The organism is Clostridioides difficile ATCC 9689 = DSM 1296, from assembly GCF_001077535.1.
GTDB classification, from domain to species: Bacteria; Bacillota; Clostridia; order Peptostreptococcales; family Peptostreptococcaceae; genus Clostridioides; species Clostridioides difficile.
This window is the reverse complement of the sequence record NZ_CP011968.1, coordinates 3,915,762-3,934,611: the sequence shown is the minus strand read 5'-3', so window position 1 is coordinate 3,934,611 and position 18,850 is coordinate 3,915,762. Positions and strand designations below refer to the sequence as shown.

Genomic DNA, 18,850 nt, shown 5'->3' with positions numbered 1-18,850 from the left:
AAGAAGGCTATCAAATTAGATATTTGATAGCCTAAATTATTTTATATATTATTTTTCAACCAACAAGTCTGCAACCTTATAAATTGGACCAGCACCAGCAGTTATTACTAAATCATTATCCTTAACATTTTCACGTAAGTATTTTACTATATCTTCAAATTCTTTTATATAGATGGCATCTACATTGTTTTGATATAATTTCTCAACCAAGTCCTTAGAATGTATATCTCCTGGGTCTTTTTCCCTAGCAGCATATATATCTGTTATGATAACTTTATCAGCAGCATAGAATGCCTCTGAAAATTCACCTAAAAGAGATTTTGTTCTAGTATAAGTATGTGGCTGGAAGATACACCATAAAGTTGATTTTTTTAATTTTTTGGCAGCAGCTAAAGTTGCTTTTAACTCAGTTGGATGATGTGCATAATCATCTACTACTAAAGCATTCTTATAGTACCCTTTAGTTTCAAATCTTCTTCCGACACCTTTATAAATTTTTATATTTTTTCTTATAGTCTCTAAGTCAATACCAGAAACAAGAGCTGCCATTATGGCAGAAGAAGCATTGTATATGTTATGAAGACCATATACAGAAAGTTCAAATTCTCCTAAATCTCTTCCTTCATATTCTATTCTAAATATTCCATGACCACTATTGTCAAAGTGAATATCTTTTATTACAGCATCATTGTCAGAATCTCTGCCGTATTTTATAATAGTAGCTTTAACATCATACAATATGTCATCAATATTTTCATCATCGCCATTTATTATGAAATAGCCTTCTGGGGGTAATAATTTTCCAAATTTGTTAAAAGAAGCCTTGATTTCATCTATTCCAGAGAAATAATCAAGATGGTCTTCTTCAACATTTAAAACTATAGATATCTTTGGGTTAAAATTAAGGAAACTATCTACATATTCACATGCTTCAGTTATAAAGTGGTTGGAATTACCTATCTTAACATTACCACCTATCATACTTAAGTTACCACCAACTAGTATAGTTGGGTCTAAGTCTGCATATTCAAAGATTGTAGATAACATAGATGTTGTAGAAGTTTTTCCATGTGTTCCAGAAACTGCTATAGAATTTTTATATTCCCTCATGATTTGGCCTAAAAAAGTTGCTCTGTTCATTACCAATTTATTTTTTTCTTTAGCAGCCACAAGTTCTTCATTGTCTGGATGAACTGCTGCTGTATAAACAACCATATTTACATCATCTGATATATTATCTTTTTTCTGACCAATATAAATAGTTGCCCCTTGGTCCCTAAGTTTGTCTAATAGGTATGATTCGTTTGAATCCGAACCTGAAACTTGATAACCTTTATTGATACATATTTCAGCTAATGCACTCATGCTGATACCGCCAATTCCTATAAAGTGTATATTCATAATAAAACCACCTTTCTTTTTAATTAAGTCCTACAATATGAACTATTTCTGTGGTATAATAATATAATGTTCAATATTTTATAATTAATATGCATATAATATTATATGTATTTTATTTTTGAATATAATAAAACATAAGTAATATTATACCACAATAAGAATTGTTATGCATTAGTTAGTTTAACGTTATATAAAGGTACTTGTAGGAGGAAATAATAATGAAATTTAAAAGAACAGAGAGAATTGGAGCAATAGTTAAAATACTGTCTGATAATCCAAATAAAATATATACTTTAAGTTATTTTACAAATCAATTTAATGCAGCAAAATCAACAATAAGTGAAGATTTATTAGTTGTAAAAAATGTATTTGAGAAGCTACATTTAGGTAAAGTTATAACTATTTCAGGAGCAGCAGGAGGAGTAAAATATATACCTAAAACTTCTATAGCAGAAAATGCAGAGTTCTTAATGGAATTATGCGAGAGAATATGTGACAAGTCTAGAATACTATCTGGTGGTTTTTTATACTTGATTGACCTAATTTACGACCCTACAATAGCTGCTAAGATAGGAAAGATATTCGCATCAAATATTGAGTATGTAGATGCAGATTATGTTGTGACAATGGAAACAAAAGGTATACCTATGGCACTTATGACTGCAAAAGCTATGAATTTACCTCTAGTTATAATAAGAAAAGATATAAAGGTATCAGAAGGTCCTACACTTAGCATGACATATGTGAGTGGAAACAGTTCTAAAGTTGAAAGTATGAGTTTGCCAAGAAAAGCTCTTAAACCAGATAGTAAAGTTATAATTATAGATGATTTCATGAGGGGTGGAGGTACTATAAAAGGAATGGTAGACCTTATGAATGAATTTGGTGCAGAGGTTATAGGTACTGGAGTATTCATATCTACAACGAATCCTTCAGAAAAAATGGTAAAAGATTATATTTCATTGATTCAATTGGATGTTAATGGAGATAAAATAGTAGTAGAACCAAACTTAAAGACTTTTAAAGATGAATATAGAAATGAAGATTTAGACGAAGAAGAAGATTCAGAATTTGAATTTGAGATAGATGAAGATTAATAAAAAAAATATTTAGAAAAATATGTAAAAATAAAAAGAGGATATCCCTAGTTGTTCATAGAATTATTTAAAAAACAGTTTATATTAATTTATTCCAGCGATAATAATTTTAATATAAATTAATTTCTGTCAAAATCAAAGGGGGATATTTTGGTATGAAGATAACTGACGTAAGAGTAAGAAAATTAACAGAAGAAGGTAAGATGAAATGTATAGTTTCAATAACTTTCGATAATTTGTTTGTAGTGCATGATATAAAAGTTATAGAAGGCCATAATGGGCTATTTATAGCAATGCCTAGCAGAAAAGTAGGCGAAGGAAATTTCAGAGATATAGCTCATCCAATAAATGCAGAAATGAGACAAGTTTTAGAAGATGCAGTTTTACAAGCGTATCATGAAGCATTAGTTCAATGGGAAGTAGCTGCTGAATAATAATAAATATATAAAATGGAGAGAGCCCGAACATTTAGGCTCTTTTTAAATGTAGAATTTCTATTAAAATATGTACTTTTTAGTAAAAAAGTGCTATATTATTAGTGATAATGTATATGTTGTATACAAATTGTTAGATAAATGTATTATAATGTATATTGATTAAGAGAATAATACGAATAAAATTAAATTAGATTGAATGGAGTGTATCAATGAACTTTAAAGCTATAATCCTTGCTGCTGGCAAAGGAACAAGAATGAAGTCTAAATACCCAAAAGTTATACATAAAGTATGTGGAAAAGAAATGGTTAACCATATTATAGATGTTTCAAAAAAATCAGGGGTAAAAGATACTGTCGTGATTTTAGGACATGAAGCTGATGTAGTTAAAGAAAAGCTTGCAGAAGAAATTATAATAGCCATGCAAACAGAACAACTTGGGACAGGACATGCTGTAAAGATGGCTAAAGAATATATTAATGATGAAGATACAATAGTTGTACTTTGTGGAGATACTCCACTTATAAAAGAAGAGACACTAAAGAGACTATTTGAATATCATATAGAAAATAAATATCATGCTACAGTTCTTACAACAAGAGTTGGAAATCCAACAGGTTATGGTAGAATAATAAGAGATAAGAAGGGTGACCTTCTTAAAATAGTGGAACAAAAAGATGCAAATTCAGAAGAAAAGATGATAAGTGAGATAAACTCTGGAATTTATTGTTTTAATGGAAAGAGTCTTAGAGAAGCACTAGATTTGCTAAATAATAACAATTCACAAGGTGAATATTATTTAACTGATACTGCTAAAATAATGAGAGATAAAGGATTAAAAGTTGGTGCATTTGCAGGTTCAACTATTGAAGAACTTATGGGCGTTAACTCAAGAGTAGAATTATCAAAGGCAGAAGAAATTATGAGACGAAGAATAAATGAATCTCATATGGTAAATGGAGTAACTATAATAGACACTAACTCTACCTATATAGAATCTGATGTTATGATAGGCAATGATACTATAATATATCCAGGTGTTATGTTACAAGGAAAAACAAGGATAGGTTCAGATTGTATAATTGGAATGAATTCATCTATAACAAATTCAGAAATAGGTGATGGTACAGAAATAAAAAATTCAACTATAATTGATAGTAAGGTTGGAGAAAATTCTACTGTTGGGCCATATGCATACTTAAGACCAAAGAGTGACTTAGGAAATAATGTAAAAATAGGCGATTTTGTAGAAGTAAAAAATGCTATTATAGAAGATGGCTCAAAAGCATCTCACCTTTCTTATATAGGAGATGCACATGTCGGTAAAAATGTAAATATTGGATGTGGAGTAGTATTTGTAAACTATGATGGTAAAAATAAATTTAAATCAATAGTAAAAGACAATGCGTTTATAGGTTCAAATTCTAATTTAGTTGCACCAGTAGTTGTAGAAGAAAAAGGATATATAGCAACAGGTTCAACAATAACACATGATGTCCCAGATGGTGCTTTGGCAATAGCAAGAGAAAGACAAGTTATCAAAGAAGGATGGGTAGAAAAAAAGAATCAAAAAGACGACCAAAGTAAGTAATTATGTAGTTTATTATTTTGGCTAAAAAATTTAGCTCGAAATTATTATAAATTATATTCATTAGTATTTTAAAATTTTCAGGAGGGTTACATAAATGAATACTAGCGGAAGCGAGATTAAAATTATTGCAGGTAATTCATCGAAAGAGTTAGCACAAAAAATAGCTGACTATATAGGTGTATCAGTACTAGATTGTGAAGTAGGTACATTTAGTGATGGTGAAATATGTGTAAACATGAATGAGACAGTAAGAGGTTGTGATGTGTTTGTAGTGCAATCTACTAACAGCCCAGTAAATGATAACTTAATGGAGTTATTAATCTTAATTGATGCGTTAAAGAGAGCATCAGCAGGTAGAATAACAGCAGTTATTCCTTACTATGGATATGCAAGACAAGACAGAAAGGCTAAGGCAAGAGATCCAATCACTGCTAAATTAGTTGCAAATTTAATAACTGCTGCTGGAGCAGATAGAGTATTAACAATGGATTTACATGCAGCTCAAATACAAGGATATTTTGATATACCATTAGACCACTTACTAGGTGGAACAATATTAGCAAATTATTTTAATGAAAAGAAAATAGAAGATTTAGTAGTAGTATCTCCTGACTTAGGAAGTGTTACTAGATCAAGAAAATTTGCTAATACTTTAAATGGAGAAGTTCCAATAGCTATAATAGATAAAAGAAGACCGAAAGCTAATGTATGCGAAGTTATGAACTTAATAGGTGATGTTAAAGGTAAAAATGTTATACTATTAGACGATATGATAGATACAGCAGGAACAATAGTTAATGCTGCAAATGCACTTAAAGAGTTTGGAGCAAAAGATGTTTATGCTTGTTGTACTCATGGTGTGTTATCAGGTCCAGCTATTGAAAGAATTGCTAATTCAGAAATAAGTGAGTTAATAGTTCTTGATACTATACAACTTCCTGAAGAGAAAAGAATAGATAAGATAAAGATAAAAACAGTAGCTCCTTTATTTGGAGATGCTATAAGAATGATATTCTCTAATGAATCAGTAAGTAAATTATTCTAATTTATTGTATTTATGAGAGTTGTTTAAAAGGATATAAACCTTTTGAGCAACTCTTTTTTGATTTTATAATTATGGAATGTTATTTTTTTCTTGTTAGAAAGGTATATATTATTGTAAAAAGAGATTATAGTTTAAAATTATGTATATTTAAGTAAAATAAACTTAATAAAGGGCATATTATTCAAAATATTATGAATATAAAAAATATTACAAAAAAGTATTGAAAAAATTCAGATTATGTAGTATTATGTAAATATAAATAAAGAAAGAAAGAGGTGTTTCCAATGGGAAGGTTAGAAGATGAACCCCTAATAATTAAATGATTCAGTCACAATCTAAAGTGAATATAAAAATCTATTGAAAGTTTATTTATAAGAATTGAAAATAGTATCTATTCTATCTTTAGTGTTTGTGAGAGGGTTCTGGATTATATAAGATTACTGTAAAGAAGTAATTTTGCACAATAAGCATATCTGTAAATGAAGAGTTTCGTTTATATAATGATTGTGGCTGAATCATAACTATAATAGATAGAATGTTTATAATAGATGATTTTATAAAATACTATATTGTAATAGCTTTTAGCTTTCAAATAAATATTAGCAAAGGATGGAAATGACAATGATAAAACTAAATGATAATTTATAAATATCTCCTTACGATATATAATAATTGTAGGGAGATGTTTCTTTTTTTTGTAGAGTATAATTTTTCTAGAAATTCTGTTTCAATATGTAAAAAGTTGGTATATATAAATAGTATAAACAGTGTTGCTAAAATATGGTAGATATTATATAATATAAATGGATATGTATATACATTATGAGTTATATAATTTGAATTTAATAAAATAGAAACGTTGATTTATGTTCTGTAATGTGGGCACCTTGGAGCATATTGAGTTAGTGGTGCAACCGGCTATGAAATTGTATTTATTTATAAATACTATTATTTTCATAGCTTTTTTTATTTAAAAAATGGTTATATGTTAGAAATAAATTTGGTTAGTACGTTTAAATAATTTTACTTAGATTTTTAACCAGATATATTATAAGTAAGTATTAATTAAAAAATTTAAGGGGGAATAAAAATGAAGTTAAAAAAGAATAAAAAAGGTTTCACTTTAGTGGAATTATTGGTAGTAATTGCAATTATAGGTATATTAGCAGTAGTGGCAGTTCCAGCTTTATTTAGTAATATAAACAAGGCTAAGGTAGCAAGTGTTGAGTCTGATTATAGTTCAGTTAAGAGTGCTGCATTATCTTATTATTCAGATACTAATAAGATACCAGTTACACCAGATGGTCAAACTGGTTTAAGTGTTTTAGAAACTTATATGGAGTCTCTTCCTGATAAAGCTGATATAGGTGGAGAATATAAATTGATTAAAGTTGGTAGTAAATTGGTATTACAGATAGGTACAAATACTGAGGGAGTTACCTTAACAGAAGCACAATCAGCAAAATTATTGAGTGATATAGGTGAAAAAAAAATATATACAAGCGCTACAACAAATAGTTTGGGAGATCCATTAACAAGTAATACAAAAATAGATAATAAAGTTCTATATATAGTACTTATAGATAATACTGTGATGGACACAACAAAATAGTTAAAACAATATTTTTATAAAGAATATTGTAAATTTAATGAAAAATATAATATAAAAGACAGGAAGAAAATCTTCCTGTTTTTTTATACTATTTTCTTTAATGTTCAATTATGAATGATGATATAATTGAGATAGTAAAGGAGTGAAACCTGTGGCTAAAAAAGTTAGAATAGGAGACAAACTGGTCGAAAAAGGATATATAACAGAAGAACAGCTTAAATGGGCACTATCAGAACAAAAAAACAGTGGAAAAAGACTAGGAGAATTTCTAGTACAAGAAGGGCTTATAGATAGTAACTTACTAATAAGTGTATTAAAAGAACTCTTGGATATAGAAAGTATATTTTTAGAAGGGACAGAAATAGACACTTTAGCTACAAAAATGGTTCCAGAAAATATATGCAAAAGATATACTGTATTTCCATTTAAAATTGATGGAAATAAAATATGTCTAGCCATGTCAGACCCACAAGATAGAGAAGCAGTTCAAGATGTAAGGCGTATGTCTGGTAAAGACGTAGAGATATTTATATCAAGTACAGAAGATATAAACAAAGCAATAGGTCATGCTTATGCACATTCAGAAATAAATAAGGCAATGACTGAGTACAACAAAAATAGAACTGGTGGAGTAAGAGAAACAGTAATACTTGAAGAAGATGTAAATGCTGCTCCAATAGTACGATTAGTAAATAACATACTAGAAAATGCTGTTAGAATGGAAGCAAGTGATATACATATAGAACAAAGTGAAAATTACATGCGTGTTAGGTTTAGGATAGATGGAATGTTAAGAGAATATATGAGGATGAACTCAGCACCATATAAGGCAGTAATCAGCCGTATCAAGATAATGTCAGATATAAATATATCTGAAAAGAGAATACCACAGGATGGTAGAATCTATTTAAAAGTAGATAATAAACCCATAGATTTTAGGGTTTCTACAATGCCAACTAACAGGGATGAAAAGATAGCTATGAGAGTTCTTGATAAGAGTAATTTTATGGTTAGTAAAGAAGTACTAGGAATAGACGAACATGGCTCTAAGATATATGATGAATTGATAAACACTCCTTATGGTCTTATATTGGTTGTTGGCCCTACTGGAAGTGGGAAAACCACTACATTGTATTCAATGTTAAATCAACTAAATACAGAAAATAGAAATCTATTAACAATAGAAGACCCTATAGAGTATGAATTACCTGGTGTAAATCAATCTCAAATAAATGAAAAGGCAGGGCTTACTTTCGCCAGCGGACTTAGAGCTTTTATGCGTCAAGACCCAGATATAATAATGGTTGGAGAGATAAGAGATACTGAGACAGCAGAAATAGCAATTAGAGCTTCTCTTACAGGACATTTAGTTTTAAGTACATTACATGCAAATACAGCAGTTGGAGCAATTTCACGTCTTTTAGATATGGATGTGGAAAGTTTTTTAATAACTTCATCTGTTTTAGGTGTAATATCTCAAAGACTTACACGAAAAATATGTGAGCATTGTAAGGTTTCATATGAAGCAGATATTGGAGAAAAAAAGGCTCTTGGTATTGATGTAAATGAATCAGTAACTATTTATAGAGGAAAAGGTTGTGAAAGGTGTAATAATACTGGATATAAAGGACGTCTAGGTATATTTGAAATGCTTGAAATTACTCCAGAAATAAAAGAGTTAATAGATTCATCTGCAAATCAAAGAGAAATTTTAAAGATGGCTAGAAAACAAGGTATGGTTAGCTTAAAAGAGGATATAGTTAAAAAAGTTTTAAATGGAAAGACAACAGTAGAAGAAATGATTAGAATAATTTTGATGACTGATTAAAGGATGATATTATGAAAAGTTTTAAATACACAGTAATAAAAGAGGACGGAAAAAAGCAAACTGATGTGATTGAAGCCAACGATTTTAATGAAGCTAGAAATCTTCTTAGAAAGAGAAATCTTAGAGTTATTGAAATCAAAGAAAGCAAAAATAAAAATATAAGATTATCTAGTAGAAAGAGAAAAAAAGACTTGGGAGCTGACCAGATAAGCCACTTTTGCAGACAGTTTGCTATTATAGTATCTTCTGGTATAAATAGTATTTCTGGATTAGAAACATTAGCTAGAAGGTCAACCAACATTACATTAAGAGAAGAAATTAATCGTATAGTGGCAGAAATAAAAGTAGGTTCTACTATTGCAGATTCAATGCTTTCATCAAAATCAAAGTTTCCAAAGTTACTCGGTGCTATGGTAGCTACAGGTGAAGCTACAGGTAAATTAGATGAAGTATTAAAAAGTATGGCTTCATTTTATGCAAGTGAACACAGGGTTAAACAAAAGCTTAGAAATGCTGCAACATATCCATTAATAGTTTTGATTTCTTCATTTATAATGATTTTTATATTTACAACATTTATGGTACCTAAGATGATTAATTCAATTACAACAGTAGGAGCAACTCTTCCACTTATAACAAGAATTGTTATGGGGTTTGGTATGTTTATGAAGAAGTTTTGGATAATAGTACTCTTAGTTATTATATTATTTATCTATCAGTTTAAAAAATATCTAAAAACGTCAGTTGGAAGGGCTCATAAAGATAGAGTTATAAATAAGATACCTGTTTTAGGAAAAGGAATAAATTGTATGGTAGCTACACGATTTTCAAGAGCATTGTATCTATTTGTATCAACAGGATACCCATTAGTTCAAGGGCTTGATTATATTATAGATAGTGTAAATAACACCATGGCAGAGAAGATTTTAGCATCAGCTAAAGATGGAATAACAAGAGGAGAAGGCTTAGCAGAAAATTTAGAGAGATATACGTATTTTGACTCTGTGTTGGTACAGATGATAGCTATAGGGGAGCAGACAGGGGAATTAGAGAATATAAGTAGACAGATGGCAGAATTTTATGAGTATGAATCCGAGATTTATTTAAATAGGATGGCCTCAATGATAGAGCCTGTTTTAATAATTGCAGTTGGTATTATAGTTGCGATACTGGTTGTATCAATATTTATGCCAATGCTTAGTATATATGATGCCATGTAGGAGGGAAAGGACAAATGAACAAGGTTTATGTATCATATTATGGCGATTCTATTTCCATAGTTGAGGGCAGATATAAACACGATAAGGATAAGTTTTATGTAAAAAATTTTAATGTGTTTTCAATAGAGGATATTGCACAAGATTTTTCTAAGGAAAAGTATGCTCTATTGAGATACGCATTAGAAAATGTTAAGTTAAAATCAAGACATGTAGTTTTTTGTTTAAATACAAGAGATGTAATTTTAAAACCCCAAAAACTTCCTAATATGGACAAAAAGGATTTAGATGGATTTATGAAGCTAGAGATGGACGAAATGATGGCTTTGGAGTCAGATGAATATGTATTTTCGTATGAAGTATCTAGTGAAACACCTGATAATTCAGATGGCGATGAATCAAGCTTAAATCTTATCATTGGAGCTATACAAAAGGAAGAGGTAAATGCAATTGTAGAGATAATGCATGAATTTGATTTAGTATTAGATAGAATAGATACATTATCAACAGCTTACTTAAGAATGCTTAAAAATTTAGACTACAATGATATAATGGTAACCAATATAAGTGACAATAGCACAATTATAAATATATATAAGAAAGATACTTTATTTATTAGTGATAATATACCTATAAAGATAACTGCTAAAGATATGGACATGCAATTATTAAATGTAGTAGAAGAATCAAAAGGTCTTATGAATTACTATTCGTCAAGAAACTTTGGTAAGGTTACGGATACTATATTAATATTAGGAAAAAGATATTCCAATAAATTAATTTATGAAACTTTTAGCTCTGCATTTTCAAGCTATGTTTCTCAAGGCCTTACTGAGATAATGGATATATCTGATATGATAACTGGAGATATAGATGAAGATGATATAAATTCAATTGTAGAGCTTTTAGGAAGTATGATAGAACCTAAAGGGAAAAGAGATTTTGAAAATATAAACTTTTTACCAATGGATATACTTAGAAAACAGATAAAAGCTAAACAAATGAAAAACATACTGAAAATTGCTCCAATAGTTATTTTGATTCTTGCTATACCTTATTTATGCTTAATTTTTTCAAATAATTTAGCAAATAAGGAACTTGAAAATGTTAATGGTGAAATAAGAAATATTGAATCTGCATATTATCAGATTGGAAATATAGAAAAAATGATACAGAGTAAAAGCGAAGAAATAAAGGTATATGATATGTTAATTGGGAAAAAGGTAAAGTGGGAAAATTTATTGGATGATATAGATAAAAATACTCCAAGTAAAGTTGAACTAACAAGTTTATCAACAACTTATCAAAATCTTGGAACTAATAATAAAGCTGATAATTCAAAAAGTAATAAGACTACAACAGATAAATCAAGTAACAATGAAACAAAATCAAGTACGAAAAGTGATAGTAATGGAGATAAAACAGATAATGATTTAAATGAAGATAAGACTACAAATGTGTCAGAAGCATTAACTGGAAATAGTGAGACTAATAGTAATAACACGGATAAAGATGATAAAACTCCATTGTATGATAAGATACCAAATGTTATAAATATAGAAGGAAATGCTAAAGATTCCTCTTATGTAGGTCAATTTTTATATAAATTAAAGGGATTATACTATTTCAAGGATGTTAAATTACATAGCATAAAAAGTAATGCAGAAGATTCTAACTATACATTTAGTATGACATTATACCTGAAAGAAGGTGTATTAACTAATGAATAAAGATATATTTAAAAAAGATATAAAAGATATATTTAAAATGGAAGTTAGTCTAAAAGGGATTCTTATAAAGGTTATAATTTTATTAGCTATTTTATCATATGGTTATTTTGGACTTTACCCTCAATATCAGAAATATATTGCTACAAAAAATTCTGTAAAACAGGCTACTGAAAAATTAAATATATATAAAGAGAAAACTGCACTTATGCCAAAATATGAAAAACAACTTGAAGAAGTTGAAAGTGAATTAAAAGAAAAAAGCAAAAATCTTTTATATGATATGCAAGATGGTCTTTTTTTAATAGGTTTAGATAAAAAAATGAAGGCTTATAATATTGACTTAACCAGTTATGACGTTGGAAATGTTAAAGAATACGAACATTTTTATGGTATATCAACAACAATAAGTGTTAGAGGTGATTATAGAAATGTCAAAAAATTAATGGCTTATTTAGAAGAACAAAAAAATGTTACTCAAATACTAGATTATACAATGACTTCATATATAGAACCAGAAAAAGAAGAGGAAGAAACAACAAACAATAAGGATTTAATTAAAAATGTGAACATAAATAAAGATACAAAAATATACTGGGTGGAAGGCGAAAATAAGTGGCATTTATATAAGGATTGTCCATTGATAAAAGAGGGAGAGATTATAAAAAATGACAAACTTTTAGATAGGTCTACTAATTATCTATGTAATACTTGTGTACTTAGAGCTGCAACAGAAAAAGAAGCAAAAAAAGAAGTCGTAGCTCCAAAGGCAGAAGGTGTAGTAGATGCTACATTTAAATTTATAATGTACACTAAAGAGAATACTACAATGATACTTGATACAGATAATCCATCTTCATGGAGGCCAGGAAAATATAATCCATTTAAGTCTAGTGCGAAATAAAGCTAAGTAAGCTTTAAAGATAGGTGATGAGTTTGTACAAAAATAATGAAAAAGGTCTTACTTTATTAGAAGTAATAATAGCTGTTTTTATACTGACAATAGTTTTAAGTATTTCTTATAAAGTGTTCAATGGTATAACATCAGCAGTAAAAAAGCAACAGATTATTACAGATGCTCAAGTAAATATTAATCTAATTAATAAGTATCTAAATAGAGATTTGGAAAACTGTAAAGAACTAACTAAAACTGGTTCAGGTAATAATTATGAATACAATATAGAGATGCCAGATAATGTTGTAAAATATGAAGTTTCTATAGAAACTAAAAAAAATACAGAGGTATATTCTGTAACGAGAATCCAAAACAATACAATTGATACAGAAAATGAAGTTAGAGAAGAAATAATCTATAATCAACCACTAGTTCAAAACAATAAAGAAATGAAGGAAACACCATTTAAAATAGAAAAGCAAACTGGTAAATCTATTTATACTGTAAGTATATACTATAATGAATCAGTGCAAGAAAGTCATAAAAATAGCAATTTAAATAACAAAACTTATACATTTGATGTTATGTCAAGAATAGGGTAATAAGAATTTATTAAAAAATAAGTAGGTTGATAAAATATGAGTAAAAAGAATAGTGAAAGAGGATTTTCCTTAATTGAAGTGTTAGTAGCTATGGCTATTATGGGAATTGTACTATTTGCATTTTTTAATATTATCAATACTAATAACAAAGCAAACACTAAAAATGACACAGATATAACTTCCTTAAACTATGTTCAAAGTGAAATAGAAAATCTAAGAGAAAAGATAAAAAGTGGAGAATTTGATTTTGATAGTTTAGATAAACTAGAAGATGGAACTGTCGTATATGAAAAATTAATAGATAAATCAAAAAAAGTTGTATATGATAAAGTTCTTAGTGAAGGTGATGTGAGCTTATATGATACTCCATATGAAAAGATTACAACAATAAAAGATGAAGATGGTAATTTAATCGACAAAGGAAATATTACAAATAAGATAAAGACTATTGTAGAAGATAAAAGTGGTCAGATATATAAAATAGCTGTAACTGGGAAAAGCATGAATGACTATTCAAGTAAAAAAGAGGTTAAAATTGTAACTGAAATATTTAAAGATAAATAATTTTACTTGGGGGTGAGATTTTGAGGAAGTGGAATAAATTTAAAAGTGAAAGAGGGGCAGCTTTAGTTTTAGTTTTGGTTGTAGTAGCATTGCTTTCTATTGTTGGATTGATATTTTCAAATCAGATAGCTAATAGAATAAAATCTACAAAGACTACTAATGAAGGTATACAAGCAAAGTATTTAGCAGAGACATGTGTGGAAAATAGTATTGATAAAGCATATGAAAAATTGTATGATGAGCTTGAGAAAATGGATAATGAGTTTAAAAGTGAAAATCAAGAAAAATCCATATCTAGGTCAAAATTAAGAAATATATCAGATGAAGATTTTAATAATCAAGATGAGGAAAATATTGAAGCAGAAAGACTTGGATATATGAATAATATAAATTTCTATTTAAATAAAGCTTCTTCAGACTTGGAAAAAGCTAGTATGGAATTGAAAAAGCTATATGATTTAGATATGTTGGACTATAGAGACATTGAATATGTAGATGCAAATATTATTTCACATAGAGATTCTATCTTAGAAATTTGCAAGAATTATACTTCTGGAGATATTAGTAAAATAAATGAATATATTCTGAAAGAAGATATAGACTCAACTACATTGATTGAGGCAAAGTTAGTGAATAATGATATTCTTTTAAAAATGTTTTTAGAAGAAAATAAAATTGAAAATGAACATTTAAATTCAGCCTTTTCACATACTTATAAGGCATTAGATAACATTTCTTTGGCGATGCAAAATATGATTGAGTATAGACATACGTTTCATATAGATGAGCCAAAAGTAGAAGTATCTAATGGGATTCCAGACTCTCAACAATATTATGAACTAATACAAAATCCTATAATAAATAGTATGGAGTATAGCTGGAATAGTAAATGGGATACATTAGAAAACCTATTGGAAATTTTACCAAATCAAACTCAAGGATTTAATTCTTTAAGAGTTCATTTGAGAAATAATGTAAGAAAATTTGAGAAGTTAAGCGATAATATATCTAGTGGTAAAAAAAATACAGCAAAAAATTTCTTAAAGTATAAAGAGTTATTGTATGAAATATCAGACCAATGTAATCAACTAAAAAGTATGTCTTATGAGAAAATACCTGTTAAATATGATAACATGGCTTTGATAACAACTTTTGACTATATACAAAATGAGCTTTTAGCAGAGATAAAATGCAGATTAAAAGAATTAAAACCACAAGAAATTGATAAAACAGAAGGTATTACTATAAAAATACCTTTTTATAAGGCTGACTACGACATGACAAAAGAAGGATGGCCTAAATTAAAAGAAAATGGTTCAGGGGCGGAGTTAAGCTTAATGGTAACTGGTGATAAAAATGGAATAAAAGAAGTAGAAGTTACAGATGGTAAAAAAAATATTATTGGTTTAGGTGTTGAAGAAAATTCAAATTCAAAGTATAAGGTTGACGCCATTGTAAACTTTAATCTAAATATAGATACAAATGTAGTTGGAAATTATGATATAAAAGATAAAATTTTGATTAATCATGATATAAGTTCATACAAAAAAGTAAACTAAATATAAGAAGCAACTTAGTATAAATAAATAATAAAATAATTTTATTATTTACTACTAAAAAAATAAGTAAACTAATAGAAGATATGGAGAGTAAATATTATGTATATTTATGATTTATTAGAGCAAGGTATAAGACTAAACGCATCAGATATACACATAACAGTTGGAACAAATCCTGTAGCTAGAGTAAAAGGTGGATTTGTAAAACTAAGTGAACAAATATTGACATCAGAAGTAACAATGCAAATGGCAAAAGACATAGCAGGGGAATCTATGTTTAAAGTAATAGAAGAACATGGAGAAGCTGATTTTTCAGCTTCTCTAAAAACAGGAGAAAGATTTAGGGTAAATGCATATAGGCAAAAAGGAAATTACGCAATAGCAATAAGGACTATAACAGCAGAAATTCCAACATTTGAAAAATTAGGCCTTCCAGAGAGTATAAAATCTTTTACTGAAAAGCATAAAGGATTAGTTTTAGTTACAGGTCCAACAGGAAGTGGTAAAAGTACAACACTTGCAAGTATGATAAATATAATAAATGAAAAACAACAAAAACATATAATTACACTTGAAGACCCGATAGAATATGTACATCACCATAAACAAAGTTTAGTAAATCAAAGAGAAGTAGGAACTGATACAGAAAGTTTTCATTCAGCCCTTAGAGCTATTTTGCGTCAGGACCCAGATGTAATACTAATAGGAGAGATGAGAGACCCTGAAACTGTTTCAATAGCATTAACAGCAGCAGAAACAGGTCATTTAGTATTTTCAACACTACATACAGTGGGGGCAGCTAAGACAATTGATAGAATAGTAGACATGTTTCAACCATCCCAACAGCAACAAATAAAAACACAGTTATCTACAGTTTGTGAAGGTGTGGTATCACAGCAGTTACTTCCTACAGCAGATGGGAAAGGCAGAATAGCAGCAATTGAATTGATGTTTGCTACTCCAGCAATAAAAAACCTGATAAGGGAAGGCAAAACATATCAAATTCCAAACATGATACAAACTGGAGTTAAAGTAGGTATGAAAACTATGGACCAAGATTTAATGGAACTTTATAAAAATGGAAAGATTACAAAAGATATGGCACTTAGTAGGTGTACTGACCAAGAGTTTATGACAAGAATGATAGGTGGAGTAAACTACAATGGATATTATAATCGTTAATCTATATGTATTTATAGTGGGTATAGTGTTTGGAAGTTTCTTTAACGTCTGTATTTTTAGGATTCCAGAAGGTATATCTATTTCTAGACCACCTTCTCATTGTATGAGTTGTAATACTAGACTAAAGCCAATAGACTTAATACCAGTGCTAAGCTATTTAATGAGTGGCAGAAAGTGTAGATATTGTTATGAGAAAATTTCTAGTAGATATGCTATAGTGGAATTAATTACAGGACTTTTATTTTTAACAGTATTTATGTTATATGGAATATCTACATCAACTATTTATTATTTGGTTCTTGTGTCTTTACTGATTATAATTACATTTATAGATATTGACCACTTTATAATACCAGATAAAATATTGGTTTTTGGAGCTATATTTTCTATGATTTTTAACCTTTTATTTAAAGAAATTCCAGTTAAGGATTCAATTCTAGGTGTTTTTATTTGTGGAGGAAGTGTCTGGATTATAGTTCTTTTGATTGAATTTGTAATAAAAAAAGAGTGTATGGGTGGAGGAGATATCAAACTATTTGCAATGCTAGGACTTTACATGGGTGTTAAAAATGGTCTTTTGACAGCCTTACTAAGCGTTTATGTAGGAGCAGTCTATGGAATCTGTGTAATAATTATAAGTAGAATAAAAGGAAAGGAATATAATTCTGTTATACCATATGGACCTTTTATATCTATTGGAGCATTAATAACAATCTTATCTGGAAAGCAATTACTTGAACTTTATTTTTCTATGGTTATATAGATGATAGTCAAGTTAAATAAAGTTTTAATTTAAAAAAATGAATTAAAGTATTTAATAAGGACAATATTATTATTAACCCTATTACTAAAGTGCTACAAACTATGGAGTATATAATAATAATTTCCTTATTTTTTGCACATTTGATAAATAAATCTCTATGTGTTTTTTGTGATAGAGAAAAGAAAAATTTATATAATACGTTTTTTATTTACATAATAACTGTAGTTTTATCTGTATTAATATATCTAAAATTTGGGATTAGTGTAGAATGTGTACAATATATGGTTTTAATTCCATTTTTAATAATTATATCCATTGTAGATTACTACACAATATATGTATATGATATAACAATAGTTAGTGGTATAATAGTTCAAGGTATAATTTTTTTGGCCTTTTTCAATATAGCTCAATTTGATTATATAAATCATATATTTGGACTATTGATAGGCTTTATTATACCTTATATTATTGCTAAACTAACAAAAGGATTAGGCTATGGAGATGTAGGTCTCTATAGCTTATGTTGCTTTGCATTGGGAAATAATTATGGGTTTTATGTGATAGTTTTATCATTTATTTTAGCGTTTTTGTTTTTTATTATTTTATACATAACTAAAGTATTTAAAGATGTAGATATAAGAAAGCAAATTCCTTTTACACCTTTTATTTCCTTGTCAACAATTTTAATAATATTTACAGAGTATAATATATTTAATTTTTATTATAATTTGTTATACAAATTTATATAACAGGAGGTAAGAAATGTACGTAGTAGTAGGGTTAGGTAATCCAGGAAAGAAGTATGAGAAGACTAGACATAACGTTGGATTTGATGTTATAGATATTCTTGCTAAAGAATACAATATTAGTGTTACTAAAATAAAGCATAAAGCTTTGATTGGTGAAGGGAGAGTAGGTACTGAAAAAGTATTATTAGTTAAACCACAAACTTATATGAATTTAAGTGGAGAAACATTAATAGATATATATAAATATTATAAGGTTGATTTAAGTAATATAGTAGTAGTATATGATGATATAGATTTAGAAGTTGGAAAGATACGTATAAGAAAAAAAGGAAGTGGAGGAACTCATAATGGCATGAAATCTATAACTAAGTGCCTAGGTTCAAATGACTTTCCAAGAGTGAGAGTAGGTGTATCTAAACCAGAAGCTGGTCAAGACTTAGCAGACTTTGTACTTTCTAGATTTAGAAAAGAAGAATCTGATAACATAAATGAAGCATTAGAAAAAGCGGCAGATGCTATTGACTCAATAATAAGAGAAAATATAGATATGTCTATGAACAAATATAATGGATAGTGAGAG

The 18,850-nt window shown here is 28.4% G+C and carries 17 protein-coding genes and 1 riboswitch; of the genes, 16 read left to right on the top strand and 1 reads right to left on the bottom strand.

Annotated elements, in window-relative coordinates; genetic code table 11:
* Nucleotides 1-48: 48 nt before the first annotated feature.
* Nucleotides 49-1,401 carry a UDP-N-acetylmuramate--L-alanine ligase gene (gene murC, locus CDIF1296T_RS18255; RefSeq protein ID WP_003425936.1) on the bottom strand — a complete coding sequence of 451 codons (1,353 nt, stop codon included), beginning with the start codon at nucleotides 1,399-1,401 and terminating at the stop codon, nucleotides 49-51.
* A 218-nt stretch (nucleotides 1,402-1,619) separates the two neighbouring features.
* On the opposite strand from murC, the gene purR reads away from it, so the two are divergent.
* From purR to pth, 16 genes are all read left to right on the top strand, one after another.
* Nucleotides 1,620-2,498, top strand: a complete 879-nt coding sequence (gene purR / locus CDIF1296T_RS18250) for a pur operon repressor (RefSeq protein ID WP_003425934.1) — start codon at nucleotides 1,620-1,622, stop codon at nucleotides 2,496-2,498.
* A 155-nt stretch (nucleotides 2,499-2,653) separates the two neighbouring features.
* A complete protein-coding gene (gene spoVG / locus CDIF1296T_RS18245; RefSeq protein WP_003421453.1) occupies nucleotides 2,654-2,932 on the top strand; it encodes a septation regulator SpoVG in 279 nt (92 codons plus the stop codon).
* A gap of 212 nt (nucleotides 2,933-3,144) precedes the next feature.
* A complete protein-coding gene (glmU, locus tag CDIF1296T_RS18240) occupies nucleotides 3,145-4,524 on the top strand; it encodes a bifunctional UDP-N-acetylglucosamine diphosphorylase/glucosamine-1-phosphate N-acetyltransferase GlmU (protein ID WP_009898727.1) in 1,380 nt (459 codons plus the stop codon).
* 94 nt (nucleotides 4,525-4,618) lie between these two features.
* Entirely contained in the window at nucleotides 4,619-5,569 is a 951-nt protein-coding gene (locus CDIF1296T_RS18235; RefSeq protein ID WP_003421448.1) for a ribose-phosphate diphosphokinase, read from the top strand.
* 843 nt (nucleotides 5,570-6,412) lie between these two features.
* Nucleotides 6,413-6,498: riboswitch (cyclic di-GMP riboswitch) on the top strand.
* A 161-nt stretch (nucleotides 6,499-6,659) separates the two neighbouring features.
* Nucleotides 6,660-7,181: a type II secretion system protein gene (locus tag CDIF1296T_RS18230; RefSeq protein ID WP_009898725.1), complete on the top strand. Its 522-nt coding sequence runs from the start codon at nucleotides 6,660-6,662 to the stop codon at nucleotides 7,179-7,181.
* A gap of 151 nt (nucleotides 7,182-7,332) precedes the next feature.
* The gene (locus CDIF1296T_RS18225; protein WP_009898724.1) at nucleotides 7,333-9,009 is read left to right on the top strand and encodes a GspE/PulE family protein; all 1,677 of its coding nucleotides are present in this window, start codon (nucleotides 7,333-7,335) and stop codon (nucleotides 9,007-9,009) included.
* Nucleotides 9,010-9,020: 11 nt separating this feature from the next.
* On the top strand, nucleotides 9,021-10,229 hold the full coding sequence (locus tag CDIF1296T_RS18220) for a type II secretion system F family protein (RefSeq protein ID WP_009892080.1): 1,209 nt from the start codon (nucleotides 9,021-9,023) through the stop codon (nucleotides 10,227-10,229).
* Between the two features lie 14 nt (nucleotides 10,230-10,243).
* Complete coding sequence (locus tag CDIF1296T_RS18215) at nucleotides 10,244-11,956, top strand: PilN domain-containing protein (RefSeq protein WP_003437881.1); 1,713 nt, start codon at nucleotides 10,244-10,246, stop codon at nucleotides 11,954-11,956.
* Nucleotides 11,949-12,857: a type 4a pilus biogenesis protein PilO gene (pilO, locus tag CDIF1296T_RS18210; protein WP_003437879.1), complete on the top strand. Its 909-nt coding sequence runs from the start codon at nucleotides 11,949-11,951 to the stop codon at nucleotides 12,855-12,857. The genes CDIF1296T_RS18215 and pilO overlap by 8 nt, the downstream gene beginning before the upstream one ends.
* Before the next feature lie 26 nt (nucleotides 12,858-12,883).
* Nucleotides 12,884-13,450 (top strand): PulJ/GspJ family protein, encoded by a 567-nt coding sequence (locus CDIF1296T_RS18205; protein ID WP_003437877.1) that lies wholly within the window; start codon nucleotides 12,884-12,886, stop codon nucleotides 13,448-13,450.
* Nucleotides 13,451-13,486: 36 nt separating this feature from the next.
* A complete protein-coding gene (locus tag CDIF1296T_RS18200) occupies nucleotides 13,487-14,014 on the top strand; it encodes a prepilin-type N-terminal cleavage/methylation domain-containing protein (RefSeq protein ID WP_003437875.1) in 528 nt (175 codons plus the stop codon).
* A 20-nt stretch (nucleotides 14,015-14,034) separates the two neighbouring features.
* Nucleotides 14,035-15,573 (top strand): hypothetical protein, encoded by a 1,539-nt coding sequence (locus CDIF1296T_RS18195; RefSeq protein ID WP_009898723.1) that lies wholly within the window; start codon nucleotides 14,035-14,037, stop codon nucleotides 15,571-15,573.
* A 99-nt stretch (nucleotides 15,574-15,672) separates the two neighbouring features.
* Nucleotides 15,673-16,755 carry a type IV pilus twitching motility protein PilT gene (locus CDIF1296T_RS18190; RefSeq protein WP_003437872.1) on the top strand — a complete coding sequence of 361 codons (1,083 nt, stop codon included), beginning with the start codon at nucleotides 15,673-15,675 and terminating at the stop codon, nucleotides 16,753-16,755.
* On the top strand, nucleotides 16,736-17,518 hold the full coding sequence (locus CDIF1296T_RS18185) for a prepilin peptidase (RefSeq protein ID WP_009898722.1): 783 nt from the start codon (nucleotides 16,736-16,738) through the stop codon (nucleotides 17,516-17,518). The genes CDIF1296T_RS18190 and CDIF1296T_RS18185 overlap by 20 nt, the downstream gene beginning before the upstream one ends.
* A gap of 101 nt (nucleotides 17,519-17,619) precedes the next feature.
* Nucleotides 17,620-18,270 carry a prepilin peptidase gene (locus tag CDIF1296T_RS18180; RefSeq protein WP_003437869.1) on the top strand — a complete coding sequence of 217 codons (651 nt, stop codon included), beginning with the start codon at nucleotides 17,620-17,622 and terminating at the stop codon, nucleotides 18,268-18,270.
* 13 nt (nucleotides 18,271-18,283) lie between these two features.
* The gene (gene pth, locus CDIF1296T_RS18175; RefSeq protein ID WP_009892068.1) at nucleotides 18,284-18,844 is read left to right on the top strand and encodes an aminoacyl-tRNA hydrolase; all 561 of its coding nucleotides are present in this window, start codon (nucleotides 18,284-18,286) and stop codon (nucleotides 18,842-18,844) included.
* The last annotated feature ends 6 nt before the right edge of the window (nucleotides 18,845-18,850 follow it).

Coding starts and splice junctions, on each gene's coding strand:
- murC (WP_003425936.1), bottom strand. CDS start 1,401: ATGAATATACACTTTATAGGAATTGGCGGTATCAGCATGAGTGCATTA.
- purR (WP_003425934.1), top strand. CDS start 1,620: ATGAAATTTAAAAGAACAGAGAGAATTGGAGCAATAGTTAAAATACTG.
- spoVG (WP_003421453.1), top strand. CDS start 2,654: ATGAAGATAACTGACGTAAGAGTAAGAAAATTAACAGAAGAAGGTAAG.
- glmU (WP_009898727.1), top strand. CDS start 3,145: ATGAACTTTAAAGCTATAATCCTTGCTGCTGGCAAAGGAACAAGAATG.
- CDIF1296T_RS18235 (WP_003421448.1), top strand. CDS start 4,619: ATGAATACTAGCGGAAGCGAGATTAAAATTATTGCAGGTAATTCATCG.
- CDIF1296T_RS18230 (WP_009898725.1), top strand. CDS start 6,660: ATGAAGTTAAAAAAGAATAAAAAAGGTTTCACTTTAGTGGAATTATTG.
- CDIF1296T_RS18220 (WP_009892080.1), top strand. CDS start 9,021: ATGAAAAGTTTTAAATACACAGTAATAAAAGAGGACGGAAAAAAGCAA.
- CDIF1296T_RS18215 (WP_003437881.1), top strand. CDS start 10,244: ATGAACAAGGTTTATGTATCATATTATGGCGATTCTATTTCCATAGTT.
- pilO (WP_003437879.1), top strand. CDS start 11,949: ATGAATAAAGATATATTTAAAAAAGATATAAAAGATATATTTAAAATG.
- CDIF1296T_RS18205 (WP_003437877.1), top strand. CDS start 12,884: ATGAGTTTGTACAAAAATAATGAAAAAGGTCTTACTTTATTAGAAGTA.
- CDIF1296T_RS18200 (WP_003437875.1), top strand. CDS start 13,487: ATGAGTAAAAAGAATAGTGAAAGAGGATTTTCCTTAATTGAAGTGTTA.
- CDIF1296T_RS18190 (WP_003437872.1), top strand. CDS start 15,673: ATGTATATTTATGATTTATTAGAGCAAGGTATAAGACTAAACGCATCA.
- CDIF1296T_RS18185 (WP_009898722.1), top strand. CDS start 16,736: ATGGATATTATAATCGTTAATCTATATGTATTTATAGTGGGTATAGTG.
- CDIF1296T_RS18180 (WP_003437869.1), top strand. CDS start 17,620: ATGGAGTATATAATAATAATTTCCTTATTTTTTGCACATTTGATAAAT.
- pth (WP_009892068.1), top strand. CDS start 18,284: ATGTACGTAGTAGTAGGGTTAGGTAATCCAGGAAAGAAGTATGAGAAG.